This is a genomic window from Achromobacter sp. E1, assembly GCF_037039475.1.
GTDB classification, from domain to species: domain Bacteria; phylum Pseudomonadota; class Gammaproteobacteria; order Burkholderiales; family Burkholderiaceae_B; genus Achromobacter; species Achromobacter mucicolens.
Map to the genome: position 1 here is coordinate 1057273 of NZ_CP146253.1, position 15186 is coordinate 1072458.

A 15186-nucleotide genomic window follows, 5' to 3' on the forward strand; every position below is an offset into this window, starting at 1 on the left:
GAAATCATGCCTAGCGCCTTAGACCCAGAGCCTCGATTGCGCCCTGTGCGCGGCTCCGGCATGCCTATCTGACCCGTCACTCACTGCGAGCCGACTGGCCGGATAGACATCCCGGTCCGTACGGAACCCGCAGCCTGGAATCCCCGGCCCCGCCCGCGTCCTGCGAGCATCGGCGTCCGGTCCCGGTTCCACCGCCCGCTTCCCTTCCGTTTTCCGCACCCGGCGCGCCATAGACGCGATCCGGACACCGGCAACATTGCTCCGGCGCCTTCGCACGCCCGTCAGCGGCGGCCTCACGGCATTTCCCCAGGAAACGCCGCGGTCCGCTGCTGCCTGCGCGCGGCCGCCACCGGCAGGGTCGTCCGTGTCTCCCGCAACAACACCAATAAATGCGGAGCACTCCCATGTTTGCTTTCCTGAAATCCTTTTTTTCTTCCGCCGCGCGTCTGCGCCGTACCGGCCGGCACTTTCGCCGCGCCCCCATCCTTGAACAAGGCGCGGACAACGCCGCGGCTTCCTCCGAGGCCGCCCGCCGCGCCAGCCTGCGCATGGTCGAGACGTCCCGGCTGGGCTTCGATTCCCTGTTCGAGCGGTTCGGCAGCGGCTGGGGCGGGCTGTCCGACGCCCAGGCGCAGGCCGCCCGCGATCGGCATGGCGCCAATGAAGTCGACCATGAGAAGCCGCTCTCCTGGCCGCATCACCTGTGGCTGTCCTATCGCAATCCGTTCAACCTGCTGCTGACCGCGCTGGCCGTTCTGTCGTGGCTGACCGACGTGCGCATGGCGGCGCCCGAGGACCAGTCCTGGACGGCCGTTGCGATCATCGGCTCGATGGTGCTGATCTCGACCGTGCTGCGCTTTGTGCAGGAGCAGCGTTCGAACCGCGCCGCCGAAGCCCTGAAGGCGATGGTGCGCAACACCGCGACGGTTCTGCGCAGCGATGCCGGATCGCCTGACGCGGGCAATGGCCGGCGCTTCTTTGGCGCGGCCTTGCACGCCACCGGGTCGCAACAGCGCGAAGTGCCGCTGGCCGATCTGGTGCCCGGCGACGTCGTGTTGCTTTCGGCCGGCGACATGGTCCCCGCCGACTGCCGCATTCTGAACGCCAAGGACCTCTTCGTGGCGCAGGCCGCGCTGACGGGCGAATCGCTGCCTGTTGAAAAGCACATGTCCCCGCGCGTGCAGTCGGCCAACCCGCTCGAACTGGAGAACATGGCCTTCATGGGCACCAACGTGGTCAGCGGCGCGGGCAGCGCGCTGGTGGTGGCGACCGGCTCGGATACGTACTTCGGCCAGTTGGCGGGCCGCGTCACGCAGACCTCGCGCGCGCCCACGCAATTCCAGCAAGGCATCAACCGCGTGAGCTGGATCCTGATCCGGTTCATGCTGGTGATGGCGCCGGTGGTGATGCTGATCAACGGCTTCACCAAGGGCGACTGGCTGGAGGCGCTGCTGTTCGCGCTGGCCATCGCCGTGGGCCTGACGCCCGAAATGCTGCCCATGATCGTCACGGCCACGCTTGCCAAGGGAGCCGTGCGCATGTCCCGCCGCAAGGTCGTCGTCAAGCGTCTGGACGCGATCCAGAACCTGGGCGCCATGAACGTGCTGTGCACCGACAAGACCGGCACGCTGACGCAGGACCGCATCGTGCTCGAGCGCCACACCGACGTCTATGGCGCGGCCAGCGACGACGTGCTGGCTTATGCCTATCTGAACAGCTACTACCAGACGGGCCTGAAGAACCTGCTGGACGTGGCCGTGCTGGAGCATGCGGAAGTGGCGCGCAGCCTGGACCTGGCGGGCCGCTACCGCAAGATCGACGAGATTCCGTTCGACTTCTCGCGCCGCCGCATGTCCGTCGTGGTGAACGAGACCGAAAACGGCCGCGACCACCACGAACTGATCTGCAAGGGAGCGCTCGAGGAAATGCTGGAAGCCTGCACGCGGCTACGCGTGGGCAGTGAAGTGCATCCGCTGACCGACGCGCGCCGCGCCGACATCCGTCACGTGACGGCCGGTCTGAACCGGGAGGGCCTGCGCGTCATCGCGGTCGCCGTGAAGGAACTGCCGCCCACGCAGCAGGCCTACGGCGTGGCGGACGAATCCGACCTGGTGCTGGTGGGATACATCGCGTTCCTGGATCCGCCCAAGGAGTCGACCGGGCCCGCGCTGGCCGCGTTGAAGGACTCGGGCATCGAGGTCAAGGTGCTGACGGGCGACGTCGAACTCGTCACGCGCAAGGTCTGCCGCGAGGTGGGACTGGACGTGCGCAAGGTGTACCTGGGCGCCGAGATCGAGGCGATGGACGACGCCGAGCTGGCGGTCGCCGTGCGCGAGGCCAACGTGTTTGCCCGGCTGGCGCCGATTCACAAGGAACGCATCGTTCGCAGCCTGCGCGCGCAGGGCGACACGGTGGGCTTCATGGGAGACGGCATCAACGACGCCCCCGCGCTGCGCGCGGCGGACGTGGGCATCTCGGTGGATTCCGCGGTGGATATCTCGAAGGAGGCCGCCGACATCATCCTGCTGGAAAAGAGCCTGATGGTGCTGGAGGACGGCGTGATCGAAGGCCGCAAGACCTTCTGCAACATGCTCAAGTACCTGAAGATGACGGCCAGCTCGAATTTCGGCAACGTGTTTTCGGTGCTGGTCGCCAGCGCCTTCCTGCCCTTTCTGCCGATGCTGCCCATCCATCTGCTGCTGCAGAACCTGATGTACGACATCTCACAGACGGCGATTCCGTTTGACAATGTCGACGAAGAATTGCTGAAGCAGCCGCAGCGCTGGGATCCGGAAAGTCTGGGCCGGTTCATGGTGTTCTTCGGCCCGATCAGCTCGATCTTCGATATCGCGATGTACGCCGTCATGTGGTTCGTGTTCCAGGCCAATTCGCCCGAGCATCAGACGCTGTTCCAGTCCGGCTGGTTTGTCGAGGGCCTGTTGTCGCAGACGCTGATCGTGCATATGATCCGCACTCGCCGCATTCCTTTCCTGCAAAGCCGCGCGTCCTGGCCCCTGATGGGAATGACGCTGATGGTGATCACGTTGGGGCTGGTGCTGCCGTTCTCGCCGCTGGCGGAGTACTTCCAGTTGCAGGCACTGCCCTGGAGCTACTTCCCCTGGCTCGTCGGCATTCTCCTGGGATATTGCGTGCTGACGCAGACGCTCAAGCACTTCTGGGTCCGCCGCTACGGCTGGCAGTAGGCTGATGCAACCGGCGGCGGGCTCCGCGCCCGCTGCCAACGCAAGGAAAGATCATGAGAATTGCATTTTTCGCCGCCTTGGCGGCGGCCGGCCTGATGCCCTCCTGCGCGGCGGTGGCTGCGGATGGCGGCACCAGCGTGCAGCTGTACGGCATTGTGGACGCCGGCGTTGCCGTGACCCGGGTGTCGGGGCAGGGCAGCCAAAGCGGCCTGCTGAACGGCGGCCTGACCGACTCGCTGTGGGGCCTGCAGGGGACGGAAGACCTGGGCTCCGGGTGGGCCGCCAGCTTCCAGCTTGAAAGCGGCTTTGACCCGTCCAGCGGCACCGCGGCCGACAGCAGCCGGCTCTTCAACTATGGCGCCTGGGTCGGCTTGGCCCATGCCAGCTACGGCGACCTGCGCCTTGGCCGCCAGTACACGGTCGGCCAGACCTACGGCAACGCGCTTGAGATCGCCTCGTGGAAAGACATGGGCATGGGGGCGACCTTCAAGGCGTCCGACAATTACCAATTCAGCAACATGGTGAACTGGTATTCCCCGCAATGGCAGGGGTTCCAGGCCGGGGTCGGCTATGCCTTCGACGCGGATGGCCAGAACCAATTTCGCACCAACCAGAACACTCGTGCGATCAGTCTCGGCCTGAAGTATGAGGACGGGCCGCTGCTGGCTGTGGCCACCTGGGAACAATTGCGCCTGGCGACCCCGCCCGCGCAGGCGGGCGGGCGTCCGCAGGCATTCCAGGTGGGCGCCTCGTATGACTTCGAGGTGGTCAAGGTGTCGCTTGCCTGGTCGCGCCAGCGCAACGGTTATGTGGGGCTGGACGGCGGCGACCCCGACGGACTGGGCCTCGGGCTGGGACCCGCGGCCTTCGTGCAGGGCGGCACGGTCGACGCCTGGCTGGTCGGGGTCAGTGTTCCGGCCGGGCCGGGCGCCGTCCTGGTGCAATGGTCGCTGGCCCGGCCCGATTGGCGTTGGGACAATGGCATGACGGCGCGCAATGCGCAGGTTGCGACGCTGGGCTATACCTACGACCTGTCCCCGCGCACGACGCTCTACGCCTTCGCCGGCTACGCGTCGAACTACACGCTGGATAACCAGTTCGACCCCGGCAACGCCCACACCACGCGCATCGGCACGGGCGTGTCACACCGTTTCTGACACGTTCCAGCCCGGGCCGGCGCCCGGCAGCGCGCGATGGCGGGGTCTACTACAATCGCCGAAAGACGGCGCCGGGCGCCGGCCCTTGTCTTCGCGTCGTTTCTCGGATGGCACGCATGGATAGTCTCGAATGGCTCGTACCCTGGGAGTTCTCTCCCACGCTGGTGGCTTCCTTCCTGGTGGCCATCGTGCTGTTCGTACGCGGCCAGCGGGTCCACCACGTCACGCGCGCGCGCCAGATCCTTTTCTGGACGGGGATGGTCCTCCTGTACCTGTCCCTGCACACCCGGCTCGACTACTACGCCGAGCGCATGTTCTTCATCCATCGCATCCAGCATCTGGTGCTGCACCATCTTGGGCCGCTGCTCGTCATGGCGGCCTTTCCGGGGCAGGTGATGCGGGCGGGATTGCCGATGCGGTGGCGTTTGCGGCTGCGCGATTTCCTGCGCACCGGCACGGGCCGGGCCACGGTGGCGGTGCTGACCCACAAGATCTTCGTGCCTGCGCTTTTCGTGTTCCTGGTGCTGATCTGGCTGATTCCGTCGGTGCAGTTCTACTCGATGCTCGACTGGCGTCTTTACCGCCTCATGAACTGGTCGGTCGTGATCAGCGGGTTCATGTACTGGAACCTGATCCTGGACCGCCGTCCCGCTCCCCCCGCGGCCATGTCGCCGGGCGGACGGGTCATCTCCCCCGTGGCGACCATGCTGCCGCAAATGGTGGCCGGCGCCGTCATCGCCTTCACGGAAAGCGACATCTATCCGCTCTTTGAGCTATGCGGGCGGGCGATCGCCATGTCGGCGCAGACCGATCAGACGATCGGCGGGCTGACCATGTGGATTCCCGCCGCGCTCGTTGAGGTGATCGGGCTGATGGTGGCGTTGGGCACGCTGATGCGCCTGTCGGCCAAGGGGCGGTTGCGCAAGGCCGACCGCGATGCGCGCGCGCGCGACAAGTCGGGCGCGGCGCTGTCTTCCTGAACCCGGCGGTGAACGCGGCACTGTTGTGCCCATTCCCGCCAGGCCGCGCCGGTCATTCCGGCAGCAGGCCGTGATACTTCTTGCCCAGCGCCACGGTGGCCTGGAACATCCCCGCCTTGTTGCCGCAGTCGTAGCGCACGCCATCGAAACGGTGCGCATAGACCTCGCGCTCGCGCATCAGCGAGGCGATGCCGTCGGTCAACTGGATTTCATTGCCCGCGCCCATCTTGGTCGAGCGCAGATGGTCGAAGATCGCCGCTTCCAGCACGTAGCGGCCCACCACGGCCAGCGTCGACGGCGCGGCTTCGGGATCCGGCTTTTCAACGATGTGCGTGACGCGTTCGGTGCGGCCATCCGCCTGCGTGTCGCCCGTGTGCGTGGCCACGATGCCGTACTTGCGGGTGTCGGCGCGCGGCACGTCCTGCACACCCAGCACGCTGGCGTTGCGCGCCACGGCGACGTCCACCAGCTGCTTCATCGCGGGCGTATCGGCGTCGATCAGGTCGTCGGCCAGCAGGACCGCAAAGGGCTCGTCGCCCACGGCGGGGGCGGCCGACAGCACGGCATGGCCCAGGCCCAGCGGGGCCGATTGGCGAATATAGAGGCAATTGACGTGCGCGGGTAGAATGCCCCGCACCATCGCCAGCAGTTCATGCTTGCCCTTGCTTTCCAGGTCGGATTCCAGCTCGGGCGCGGAGTCGAAATGATCTTCGATGGCGCGCTTGTTTCGGCCAGTCACGAATATGAGATCGGTAATCCCCGCTGCGACGGCTTCTTCCACCGCGTACTGAATGAGGGGCTTGTCGACCACGGGCAGCATTTCCTTGGGCATCGCCTTGGTGGCGGGCAGGAAGCGGGTGCCCATGCCGGCGACAGGGAAAACGGCTTTACGGACGGGACGCATTGAGACCTCGTTGAGGATTCGATGAAACATTTTAAGCTCATCGCTATCATAGGCTTATGAACCGCAGGAAAATGCCATCCATTTGCTCGATTGCGAAACGGGGCGCGATCGCGAGCCTTTGCGCGGCGCTCGCCATGCCCGTTGCCCCCGTCACGGCATGGGCGCAGCCGGTCGGGCTGCCTTCCATGGGCGCCGCCTCGTCGTCCGACCTGTCGCCCATGCTGGAGCGCACGCTAGGCGAAGCGATCATGGCGCAGGGCCGACGCGACCCTTCCTATATCGATGATTCCGAGCTCAGCCAGTACCTCACGACGATGGGGCGCAAGCTTGCGGCGTTTGCGCCGGGCGGCGTGCCCGAGGTCGAGATGTTCGGCGTGCGGGATCCCGAGATCAACGCGTTCGCGATGCCGGGCGGGTTCATCGGGATCAATACGGGCCTGATCGTGTCGTCGGCCAGCGAATCCGAACTGGCCGCTGTGGTGGCCCACGAAATCGGACACGTCGTGCAGCGCCACATTGCGCGCGGCATGACCCAGCAGAACCAGAACGGCATGCTGATGCTGGCCAGCCTGGCGGGCGCGCTGCTGGCGGCGTTGGCGGGCGGCGGCGGCAACCTGTCGATGGGCGTGGCTGCCTTCGGGCAGGCGGCGGCCATCAACCGCCAACTAGGTTTCTCGCGCGACGCGGAACGCGAGGCCGACCGCGCTGGCTTGCAGATGCTGACGAAGGCTGGCTACGACGCCGACGGCATGTCTCAGATGTTCGCGCGCCTGATGAACGCATCGCGCCTGAACGAAGGCGCGGGCGGCGGCTCGTGGGCCAGCACCCACCCGCTGTCGATCGAGCGTATGTCGGACGTGCAGAACCGCGCCCGTGCGCTGCCGGCCTCGCGGCATCTGGACAGCGACGACTTCTGGTACATCCGCGCCAAGATGCGCGTGGTGCAGGGCCGCGACACGGTCGGCCTGCGCACGGCCGGCCAGCAGTTGCAGGACGAGGCCCAGGCCCTTTCAGGCGTGCGGCAGTCCGCCGCGTATTACGGGCTGGCCCTGCAGAACTTCCAGCGCAACAACCTGCCGGAAGCGGAGCGCTACTGGAACCTGGCTTCCGCCAATGGCCGCAGTTCGCCGCAGCTGGCAAAGCTTGCCGTGGATATCGCGCTGGCGCGCAAGGATTATCCGCAGGCGATGTCGCTTGCCCAGGCGGGCACCAAGCGCTATCCCGATCATCGCGCGCTGGGCATTGCCTACGCCCAGGCGCTGCAGGCCAATGGCCGGCATGCCGAGGCGCAGGATTACCTGCGCGAGAAGATCAAGCAGTGGGGCGGCGACGAGCCAAGCCTTTATCAGATGCTGGCGCAAAGCGAAGAGCGCAACGGCAAGCCGGTGCAGGCGCGCCGCGACCTGGCCCGCTACTACGTCATGACGGGTGCGTACGCCGCCGCGGAGTCGCAGCTGCAACAGGCGCGGGGCCTGTCCAACGACTTCTACGAGCAGTCGCAGATCGACGTGCAGATCAAGGAAGTCAAGGACAAGCTGGCCGAAGAGCGCCGGCTGCTCGAGCGCTTCAAGTCAGGTTAATACAAGGTGTCTGACACCCCTGAGGCAGCGTCGCAAGCCCGCGGTTGACTTTCGCGGGTGTCAGACACCTTCTGCAGTTTGACAAGGTGTCAGACACCTACTGAGCTGGCCGCAGCTTTTACAGCCCGGTTTCGAAGAACCGTCCCAGGCGCTGGGGCAGCCAGTTCAGGTGCCCCGGAAAGCTGCCCGTGGGAAAGCCCGCGTGCCCGCCATCGGAAGGTTGATGCAGCAGGATGCCCGGCGCGCAGTCTTCCGGCTTGGGCAGCGAGGCGGCCGGGATGAACGGGTCGTTGCGCGCATTGAGCACCAGCGTCGGCACGGCGATCTTCGGCAGCCACGGCTTGCTGGACGCGCGCGTCCAGTAATCCAGCGCATTGCGAAAGCCGTGCATCGGCGCGGTGTAGGTGTCGTCGAACTCGCGCAGGTCGTGCGCGTGCGCGATACGCATGACATCGATGGAACCGGGAAAACGATGCGCTTTTTCCAGCACCTTGTGCTTGAGCGTCTTCAGGAAGTGCGCCGTGTAGACGCGCCGGTTGAAGATGCCGGTCGACAGCGTCTTGCCGCAGGCGACCAGATCCAGCGGCGCCGACACGCCGGCGCAGGCGGTCAGCCAGGTGGTGTCTTCCTGGTGTTCTCCCAGATACTTCAGGAGCGCATTGCCACCCAATGACACGCCGACGGCGTGCCAGCGCGCGTGCGGAATGCGCTGGCGCACGGTGTTCAGCAGGAAGCCGACTTCGGCCGAGTCGCCGGAATAATACGCGCGGGCCAGCCGGTTGGGTACGCCCGAACAACCCCGGAAGTGCGCGATCACCACGATCCAGCCGCGTGCCCGGAAGTAATGCGCGATGGACTGCGCATAGCGGCTGTTGCTGCCGCCTTCCAGGCCGTGGAACAGGATCAGGGCAGGGGTGTCGGGGGTTTGCGGCAGCGACTTCCAGTCGGCGTCCGTCATCCAGCGTGCCGCGGCGGTCTTGCCGTTGCCGACCGGGCGTTGCCCGCTTACCGGCGCGCCGTCGGCGGCCTTGTGCGGAAACAGCCCAGGGCCGGTCCAGTCGAAATCGACGAAGTCCGTGTCCGGCGTGTCGACGCGGTCGCGCACGAACGCGATGCGGTGATACTGCGCGAACAGGGCGGCGTAGACCGTCTGGCTGTCGCCCCCGGGAAGCCAGGGCGGGACGGGGCAGGGCGTTGTATCAAGACGAGCAGGGGCCAACTGGGAATCCACCCGGGTCAATGAAGCATGTCGGGCACGTCGTGCAGGTCGAGCACCCCGGCTTCCGAGGGCGCCTGCGAGGCATGGTGCATGACCATGCGCCAGCCGGTGGGGCCCTTGTGGTAGATGTTGGTGGCGTAGCAGTTGGCGAACTGCGTGCCCTCACGCGTGCGCACCGCCACCTGTTCGACCAGGACGTGCACCGCGCACATCATGCTGAGCATGACGAGCGGGCGCAGCGGACGCACATGCAGCGGACCGTTGGACAGCACCTGTTGCCAGGACTCGTGCACCGCGGAATGACCGACGACGCGCAGGCCTCCCGGATGGATGCATACGACTTCCTCGTCGTCGGCCCAGACCTGCATCAGGCGGACGGCGTCCGCCTGCTCAAGGGCTTCGTAGAACGCGTGTTCTGCTTCTTCGGGCGTGGCGAACATGGCTGCTGAAACGGTTAAGCGTGTTGTGGGGCGGCGAGGTCAGTGGTGGCCGTGCAGCACCGTGCCCGCCTTCAGGCGGTACTCGGCGCCACAGTAGGCGCAGCTTGCGGAACCCGTGCGGGCCACATCCAGGAAGACGCGGGGGTGCATGCTCCAGAGCGGGGCCTTGGGGCCGGGACAGAACACGGGCAGGTCTTCAGCGCCGACCTCGATGACTTCGTGAGCGCGGGAGACGGCGGCCGGGGCAGCAGCGGTCATGAATATTCCTGAAAAAAGAACCGATGAACGGCAGGTTGAAACAATGATGCGGTCTTGCTGGGCAAAAGCGCGCCAATCAGAATTGAAAATCAGACTTTACTTAGCCAGTGATGGTACTTCGGGTTGCGGCCATTCACCACGTCAAAAAACGCGTTCTGCAATTGTTCGGTGATTGGACCGCGCCGGCCCGAGCCGATCCGACGGTTGTCGACTTCGCGGATGGGCGTGACTTCGGCGGCCGTGCCGGTGAAGAAGGCCTCGTCCGCGATGTAGACGTCGTCGCGCGTCAGGCGCTTGGTCAACACGCGCAGGCCCAGGTCGGCCGCCAGGGCGTGAATGGTGGAGCGGGTGATGCCCGTCAGCGCCGAGGCGATCTCGGGCTCGCAGAGCACCCCGTCCTTGACGATGAACAGGTTCTCGCCGGAGCCTTCGGCGACAAAGCCGTCGGTGTCCAGCAGCAGGGCCTCGTCGTAGCCGTCCTGCAGGGCTTCGGTGTTGGCGAGGATGGAATTGGCGTACGTGGTGGCGACCTTGGCGCGCGGCATGGTGACATTCACATGCTGGCGCGCGAACGACGACACCTTCACGCGGATGCCGTTGGACAGCGCCTCTTCGCCCAGGTACGCGCCCCACGGCCAGGCCGCGATGGCCACGTGCACCCGCGCGCCCTTGGGCGACACGCCCATTTTTTCGGGGCCGTAGAACACGAGGGGACGCAGGTAACCGGATTCCAGCTGGTTTTCGCGGACGACCATCCGTTGGGCTTCGTTGATCGTGTCGCGATCGAACGGCATGGGGATCTGGTAGATGTGCGCCGAATTGAAGAGCCGGTTGGTGTGGTCTTCGAGGCGGAAGATGGCGGTGCCGAGCGTGGAGCGATAGGCGCGCACGCCTTCGAACACGGACAGCCCGTAGTGCAGCGAATGCGTCAGGACATGCGTGGTCGCGTCTCGCCATGGAACGAGCTTGCCGTCATACCAGATGAAACCGTCGCGGTCAGCCATCGACATGGTCTTCTCCACACAGTGCGCGCCAGACCTGCCGCCGCGCGCCAGGCCCCAAGGGGTCAAGAATCTTGAGGGCGCTATTGTATCAAGCAGCGAGGTTACAATACGCGCCTATTCGCGCACCGGTCTGGGGCCAACGGCCTTGCAGCATGATGCCGGCGGGCGAACGGGCCGTCGCGTGTTCATTCCATAGAGTTTCCATGTCGTCCTGTCTGCATCGCCAGGGGCCAGCCGTTGTCCTCTGAATCCGCGCTTCCTGAATCCGAAGACCCAGGCCTGGTTCGCCAGGAACGCCTGACCGCCTTTCGCGCCGGCGTCCATGCCATCGTGCCCGCCCTCATCGCCACCGCGACGTGGGGCCTGGTGACCGGCGTGGCCATGGTCAAATCCGGACTGACCGAATCCATGGCGCTCGCCATGACGCTGCTGCTGTACGCCGGCTCGGCCCAGCTCACCTCGTTGCCCCTGATCGCGGCGGGCGCGCCGCTGTGGCTGATTTTTGCCGCCGGCTGCGTCGTGAATCTGCGGTTCATCATCTTCGGCGCGGCGTTGCAGCCGTACTTCCGCCATCTGTCCTGGCCCAAGCGCCTGGGACTCGGCTATTTCACGACCGACATGGGCTTCGTGCTCTTCATGCCGCGCTTTGGCGACTCGGTCGAGCGCGGCACGCGTGAGCAGCTCTGGTTCTTCCTGGGCTCCATCGTGCCGGGCTGGCTGGTCTGGCAGTCCTCGTCGATCATCGGGATTTATCTGGGCGCCCAGGTGCCGACCAATTGGTCCCTGGATTTCGCCGCCGTGCTGGCGTTGCTGGCCATCACGGTGCCGCTGGCCAGCTCCAAGCCCATGCTGGTGTCCATGCTGGCGGCCGGCGTCGTCGCCTGGGTGGGGCAAGCCATGCCTTTGCGCCTGGGACTGGCCGCGGCGGTCATCTCCGGCGTCATCGCCGGCATGTGGGCCGAACGCTTCTTCAAGGCGCGTGCATGACGAATTGGTCCTGGGAACTCTACGTCTATTCCGCCATTCTGCTGCTCGCGCTGTGCAGCGTCCTGACGCGGGCCGGCTTCATGCTGTTTGGCGACTACATTCCGTTGTCCGACAATGTTCGGCGCGCGTTGCGCTATGCGCCCGCCGCCGCGCTCACCGCCATCGTGGTTCCGGATCTGCTGCCCTGGAAAGCCGGACTCGGCCCCGTGTTCGATTACAAACTGGTCGCCGGTCTGGTCGCCATTCTGGTCTTTCTGCGCACGCGCAGTGCCGTATTGGTCATCGTGGTTGGCATGCTGGTGCTCTGGGGTTTGCGCTGGCTGGCCGGCTGACGGCCACGACTTCCCCGCCGATATGTCCACCTGATGGACGCTCGCAGTGCCTTTTTCGCCTCGGCGGGCGCTTTGAACGCGCGGCTAACCGGCTCTTGAAGGGACGGTTTGACCGTGTGGTAAGGCGGCTGCGCTAAAATTCATCAATCCACAGCAATCCGGGCCTGGTACTGCCCACATAAGTATCGACTCCAGCATGGTTGCCCCGATGCTTATGTAGTGCAGTGCATGCAGCACTCTCGTTTTGTTCTTTTTCACTGGTCCCGGTACTTGCCTAACCCTGATGACTGAATCCACTCAAACCGTAGCACCCACCGCTGACGCGCCCGCGCCGACGTTCGACGATTTCGGGTTGCACCCCCTGTTGTTGCAGTCCATCGCCGAAACCGGCTACACCATCCCGACGCCCATCCAGGCGCAAGCCATTCCCGTGGTGGTGTCGGGCCGCGACGTCATGGGCGCCGCCCAGACCGGCACCGGCAAGACGGCGGCGTTCACGGTCCCGATCCTGCATCGCCTCATGCCGCTGGCCAACACCAGCGCCTCGCCCGCCCGGCATCCGGTGCGCGCGCTGATCCTGGCGCCCACGCGCGAACTCGCGGACCAGGTCTTCGAGAGCGTCAAGCGCTACAGCAAGAAGACGCCGCTGCGCTCGGCCGTGGTGTTCGGCGGCGTGGATATCGGTCCGCAAAAGGAAGCGCTGCGCCGCGGCTGCGAAGTGCTGGTCGCCACGCCGGGCCGTCTGCTCGATCACGTTGAACAGAAGAACGTGAACCTCAGCCAGGTCGGCATCCTGGTGCTGGACGAAGCGGACCGCATGCTCGACATGGGCTTCCTGCCCGATCTGGAACGCATCATCCGCCTGCTGCCCGCGCAGCGTCAGGGCCTCCTGTTCTCGGCCACGTTCAGCAACGAAATCCGCAAGCTCGGCCGGTCGTACCTGAACCACCCCGTCGAAATCGAAGTGGCGGCGCGCAATGCCACCGCCACGACCATCACGCAGATCGCCTACAAGATGACCAGCGACGCCAAGCGCGCCGCCGTCGTGCATCTGGTGAAGTCGCGCGGCCTCAATCAGGTCATCGTCTTCTCGAACACCAAGATCGGCACCGCACGTCTGGCGCGCGACCTGGAACGTGATGGCGTCAAGGCCGAATCGATCCACGGCGACAAGACCCAGGCCGACCGCATGAAGGCCCTCGAGGCCTTCAAGGCCGGCGAACTCGAAGTGCTGGTCGCCACCGACGTGGCCGCGCGCGGCCTGGACGTGGCCGGCGTGCCCTGCGTCATCAACTACGACCTGCCGTACAACGCCGAAGACTACGTGCACCGCATCGGCCGTACCGGCCGCGCGGGCGCATCGGGCGAAGCCATTGCGCTATTTACCGCCGACGAAGAGCGCTTCCTGCTCGACATCGAAAAGCTCATCAAGCGCGAAGTGCCACGCGGCACGCTCGACGTGCCTGCCGACCTGATCGCGCGCAGCCATCGCCGCAGCGACAGCAGCTCACATTCGCGCGAAGGGCGCGATGGCGGCCGCGAAAGCCGCGGCGACCGGGGCCGTTCTTCCGAGCGCCGTTCCAGCCATCATTCCGGCGGCTCGCGCCAGCCCGTGGACGACTTTTTCTTCAAGCCCTACGAGCCCTCGGCGCCCGTCTCGCCGGCCGAAGAACAGGAATCGCGCAGCAACGCCGCGCCGTCGTCCGCGCCCAAGCGCCAACTGGCCGTTCTGCTTGGCGGCAGCCGCAAGCCCTGATCGCAATAATCGGGTTCCGGCCCATGAAAAAAACCGCAAGGCCAGCCGGCGTTGCGGGTTTTTTGTTGGGCGCGACGCGCGTCAGGCGGCCAGCATCCGGGGCAGATCGGGCAGGGCGGTGTTCACGGCCGCGCTCTCTGCGTTCAGGCTTGCCAGAAGACGCTCCAGATGGCCGATGTGCGGCAGCATGGGGCCGTAGAACACGACGCGATCGCCGATCTGCACCAACAGGGTCGGGAAGTTTTCGACGTCCACGTCGCCCAGCAGTTCGGCGTGGTCCTCGATGTCGATCCACGCAAAGACATGCTGCGGCATTGCGTCGGCCAAGGCTTGCAGCTTGGGCTTGTATTCTTCGCAGGTGTCGCACCAGGCGGCGCAGAAGCAGGCGATGAGCCAGGCGCCGGGCGTGGCGACCAGCCGCGCGCGCAGCGGCGCAAGATCGGTACCGGGGGTGAGCAGTGACATGTGAGCGGATCGGAGCGGGTTTGACTATGATACCCGGGTTGTTCACCCCTCACTTCGACTGCCATGACCGCTCTGCGTACTGATCCTCCCACCCCCGGGAACGGCCGCCTGTCCGGCGCCGGCGCGGGCGCGGTAAGCGTGGGCCAGGCTTTCAAGCGCGCGCTCGTGTCGCAGTGCCACCCAACCATGCTGTTCGCGGTGTTGCTGCCCTTTCTGATCGCGCTGGTTGGCGCGATCCTGCTGCTCTGGTTTTTCTGGACGCCCCTGACCGACTGGCTGCGCGCCGAGGTCTCGCACTGGGATGTCGTCAATCGCGTTGACGAATGGCTGGTCGCGGTGGGCCTGTTCTCGCTCAAGATCTGGCTGATTCCCGTCATCGCCGCAGCCATCCTGCTGCCGGTGTCCGGCATCCTGGGGTTGGCCATCGCTGCCGTGTTCGTCATGCCGCTGGTGCTGCGCCACGTCGGCCAGCGTGAATATTCCACTGTCGCCCGCCGCGGCAAGTATTCGACGGCGGTCAGCGTGTGGAACGCGGTGTGGGTGTCCGCCGCCTTTGCTGCCGGCTGGGTGTTGACGCTGCCCCTCTGGCTGGTGCCGCCCATGGCCGTGGTGCTGTCGATCTTCTGGTGGGCCTTCGCGTTCTCGCGCATGATGCGCGTGGACGCCATCGTCGAACACGCCAGCCCGGAGGAACGCAAGCTGATCCTGGAACGGAACAACGGCGGCTTCTGGAGCATCGGCCTGATTTGCTCGCTCTTGAACCTGCTGCCGCCCGCGTGGATTATCCTGCCGGTGTTTTCCGCCCTGGTCTATGCGCATTACGGCCTGGAAGCTCTGAAGCGCCTGCGGCAGGACCGCGTCATCGACGTCTGACCGGCGTCATTTCTCACCTTTGGAATTG

14 protein-coding genes are annotated in these 15186 nt (G+C 65.7%); 8 read left to right on the forward strand and 6 right to left on the reverse strand.

From position 1 onward, the window contains the following. Positions 1-404 precede the first annotated feature (404 nt). From mgtA to V6V88_RS04820, 3 genes are all read left to right on the forward strand, one after another. Positions 405-3203: a magnesium-translocating P-type ATPase gene (gene mgtA, locus V6V88_RS04810; protein WP_338618156.1), complete on the forward strand. Its 2799-nt coding sequence runs from the start codon at positions 405-407 to the stop codon at positions 3201-3203. Between the two features lie 53 nt (positions 3204-3256). Beyond that, positions 3257-4360, forward strand: a complete 1104-nt coding sequence (locus V6V88_RS04815; protein WP_062840356.1) for a porin — start codon at positions 3257-3259, stop codon at positions 4358-4360. Between the two features lie 107 nt (positions 4361-4467). Next, positions 4468-5340 (forward strand): cytochrome c oxidase assembly protein, encoded by an 873-nt coding sequence (locus V6V88_RS04820; RefSeq protein WP_338618158.1) that lies wholly within the window; start codon positions 4468-4470, stop codon positions 5338-5340. 52 nt (positions 5341-5392) lie between these two features. Here the strand turns inward: V6V88_RS04820 and galU are convergent, their stop codons facing one another. Continuing rightward, positions 5393-6244, reverse strand: coding sequence for a UTP--glucose-1-phosphate uridylyltransferase GalU (gene galU, locus V6V88_RS04825; protein WP_056322690.1), 852 nt, complete (start codon positions 6242-6244; stop codon positions 5393-5395). Positions 6245-6300: 56 nt separating this feature from the next. Here galU and V6V88_RS04830 point away from each other — a divergent pair, with 56 nt between their 5' ends. Further along, positions 6301-7824, forward strand: coding sequence for a M48 family metalloprotease (locus tag V6V88_RS04830; RefSeq protein ID WP_062840358.1), 1524 nt, complete (start codon positions 6301-6303; stop codon positions 7822-7824). A 118-nt stretch (positions 7825-7942) separates the two neighbouring features. Here the strand turns inward: V6V88_RS04830 and V6V88_RS04835 are convergent, their stop codons facing one another. From V6V88_RS04835 to V6V88_RS04850, 4 genes are all read right to left on the reverse strand, one after another. Continuing rightward, entirely contained in the window at positions 7943-9043 is a 1101-nt protein-coding gene (locus V6V88_RS04835) for an alpha/beta fold hydrolase (RefSeq protein ID WP_142050696.1), read from the reverse strand. Between the two features lie 17 nt (positions 9044-9060). Further along, the gene (locus tag V6V88_RS04840) at positions 9061-9483 is read right to left on the reverse strand and encodes a nuclear transport factor 2 family protein (protein WP_056321209.1); all 423 of its coding nucleotides are present in this window, start codon (positions 9481-9483) and stop codon (positions 9061-9063) included. Between the two features lie 39 nt (positions 9484-9522). After that, the gene (locus V6V88_RS04845; protein WP_056321210.1) at positions 9523-9741 is read right to left on the reverse strand and encodes a zinc-finger domain-containing protein; all 219 of its coding nucleotides are present in this window, start codon (positions 9739-9741) and stop codon (positions 9523-9525) included. 89 nt (positions 9742-9830) lie between these two features. Continuing rightward, positions 9831-10751, reverse strand: coding sequence for a branched-chain amino acid transaminase (locus V6V88_RS04850; protein WP_062840360.1), 921 nt, complete (start codon positions 10749-10751; stop codon positions 9831-9833). 231 nt (positions 10752-10982) lie between these two features. Here V6V88_RS04850 and V6V88_RS04855 point away from each other — a divergent pair, with 231 nt between their 5' ends. The 3 genes from V6V88_RS04855 (at position 10983) to V6V88_RS04865 (ending at position 13820) form a co-directional block, all read left to right on the forward strand. Further along, positions 10983-11732, forward strand: a complete 750-nt coding sequence (locus V6V88_RS04855) for an AzlC family ABC transporter permease (RefSeq protein WP_056321216.1) — start codon at positions 10983-10985, stop codon at positions 11730-11732. Next, entirely contained in the window at positions 11729-12064 is a 336-nt protein-coding gene (locus tag V6V88_RS04860) for an AzlD domain-containing protein (RefSeq protein WP_056321218.1), read from the forward strand. Before V6V88_RS04855 ends, V6V88_RS04860 begins: the two co-directional genes overlap by 4 nt. A gap of 283 nt (positions 12065-12347) precedes the next feature. Next, positions 12348-13820 (forward strand): DEAD/DEAH box helicase, encoded by a 1473-nt coding sequence (locus V6V88_RS04865; RefSeq protein WP_280003537.1) that lies wholly within the window; start codon positions 12348-12350, stop codon positions 13818-13820. Positions 13821-13901: 81 nt separating this feature from the next. On the opposite strand, the gene V6V88_RS04870 is transcribed toward V6V88_RS04865, so the two are convergent. Further along, the gene (locus tag V6V88_RS04870; RefSeq protein WP_179691044.1) at positions 13902-14285 is read right to left on the reverse strand and encodes a thioredoxin family protein; all 384 of its coding nucleotides are present in this window, start codon (positions 14283-14285) and stop codon (positions 13902-13904) included. Between the two features lie 63 nt (positions 14286-14348). Here V6V88_RS04870 and V6V88_RS04875 point away from each other — a divergent pair, with 63 nt between their 5' ends. Then, positions 14349-15158 (forward strand): EI24 domain-containing protein, encoded by an 810-nt coding sequence (locus V6V88_RS04875; RefSeq protein ID WP_056321226.1) that lies wholly within the window; start codon positions 14349-14351, stop codon positions 15156-15158. Positions 15159-15186 lie beyond the last annotated feature (28 nt).

What these genes read in the sequence shown, in the direction of transcription:
- mgtA (WP_338618156.1), top strand. Translation starts at nt 405, where the DNA reads ATGTTTGCTTTCCTGAAATCCTTTTTTTCTTCCGCCGCGCGTCTGCGC.
- V6V88_RS04815 (WP_062840356.1), top strand. Translation starts at nt 3,257, where the DNA reads ATGAGAATTGCATTTTTCGCCGCCTTGGCGGCGGCCGGCCTGATGCCC.
- V6V88_RS04820 (WP_338618158.1), top strand. Translation starts at nt 4,468, where the DNA reads ATGGCACGCATGGATAGTCTCGAATGGCTCGTACCCTGGGAGTTCTCT.
- galU (WP_056322690.1), bottom strand. Translation starts at nt 6,244, where the DNA reads ATGCGTCCCGTCCGTAAAGCCGTTTTCCCTGTCGCCGGCATGGGCACC.
- V6V88_RS04830 (WP_062840358.1), top strand. Translation starts at nt 6,301, where the DNA reads ATGAACCGCAGGAAAATGCCATCCATTTGCTCGATTGCGAAACGGGGC.
- V6V88_RS04840 (WP_056321209.1), bottom strand. Translation starts at nt 9,483, where the DNA reads ATGTTCGCCACGCCCGAAGAAGCAGAACACGCGTTCTACGAAGCCCTT.
- V6V88_RS04845 (WP_056321210.1), bottom strand. Translation starts at nt 9,741, where the DNA reads ATGACCGCTGCTGCCCCGGCCGCCGTCTCCCGCGCTCACGAAGTCATC.
- V6V88_RS04850 (WP_062840360.1), bottom strand. Translation starts at nt 10,751, where the DNA reads ATGTCGATGGCTGACCGCGACGGTTTCATCTGGTATGACGGCAAGCTC.
- V6V88_RS04860 (WP_056321218.1), top strand. Translation starts at nt 11,729, where the DNA reads ATGACGAATTGGTCCTGGGAACTCTACGTCTATTCCGCCATTCTGCTG.
- V6V88_RS04865 (WP_280003537.1), top strand. Translation starts at nt 12,348, where the DNA reads ATGACTGAATCCACTCAAACCGTAGCACCCACCGCTGACGCGCCCGCG.
- V6V88_RS04870 (WP_179691044.1), bottom strand. Translation starts at nt 14,285, where the DNA reads ATGTCACTGCTCACCCCCGGTACCGATCTTGCGCCGCTGCGCGCGCGG.
- V6V88_RS04875 (WP_056321226.1), top strand. Translation starts at nt 14,349, where the DNA reads ATGACCGCTCTGCGTACTGATCCTCCCACCCCCGGGAACGGCCGCCTG.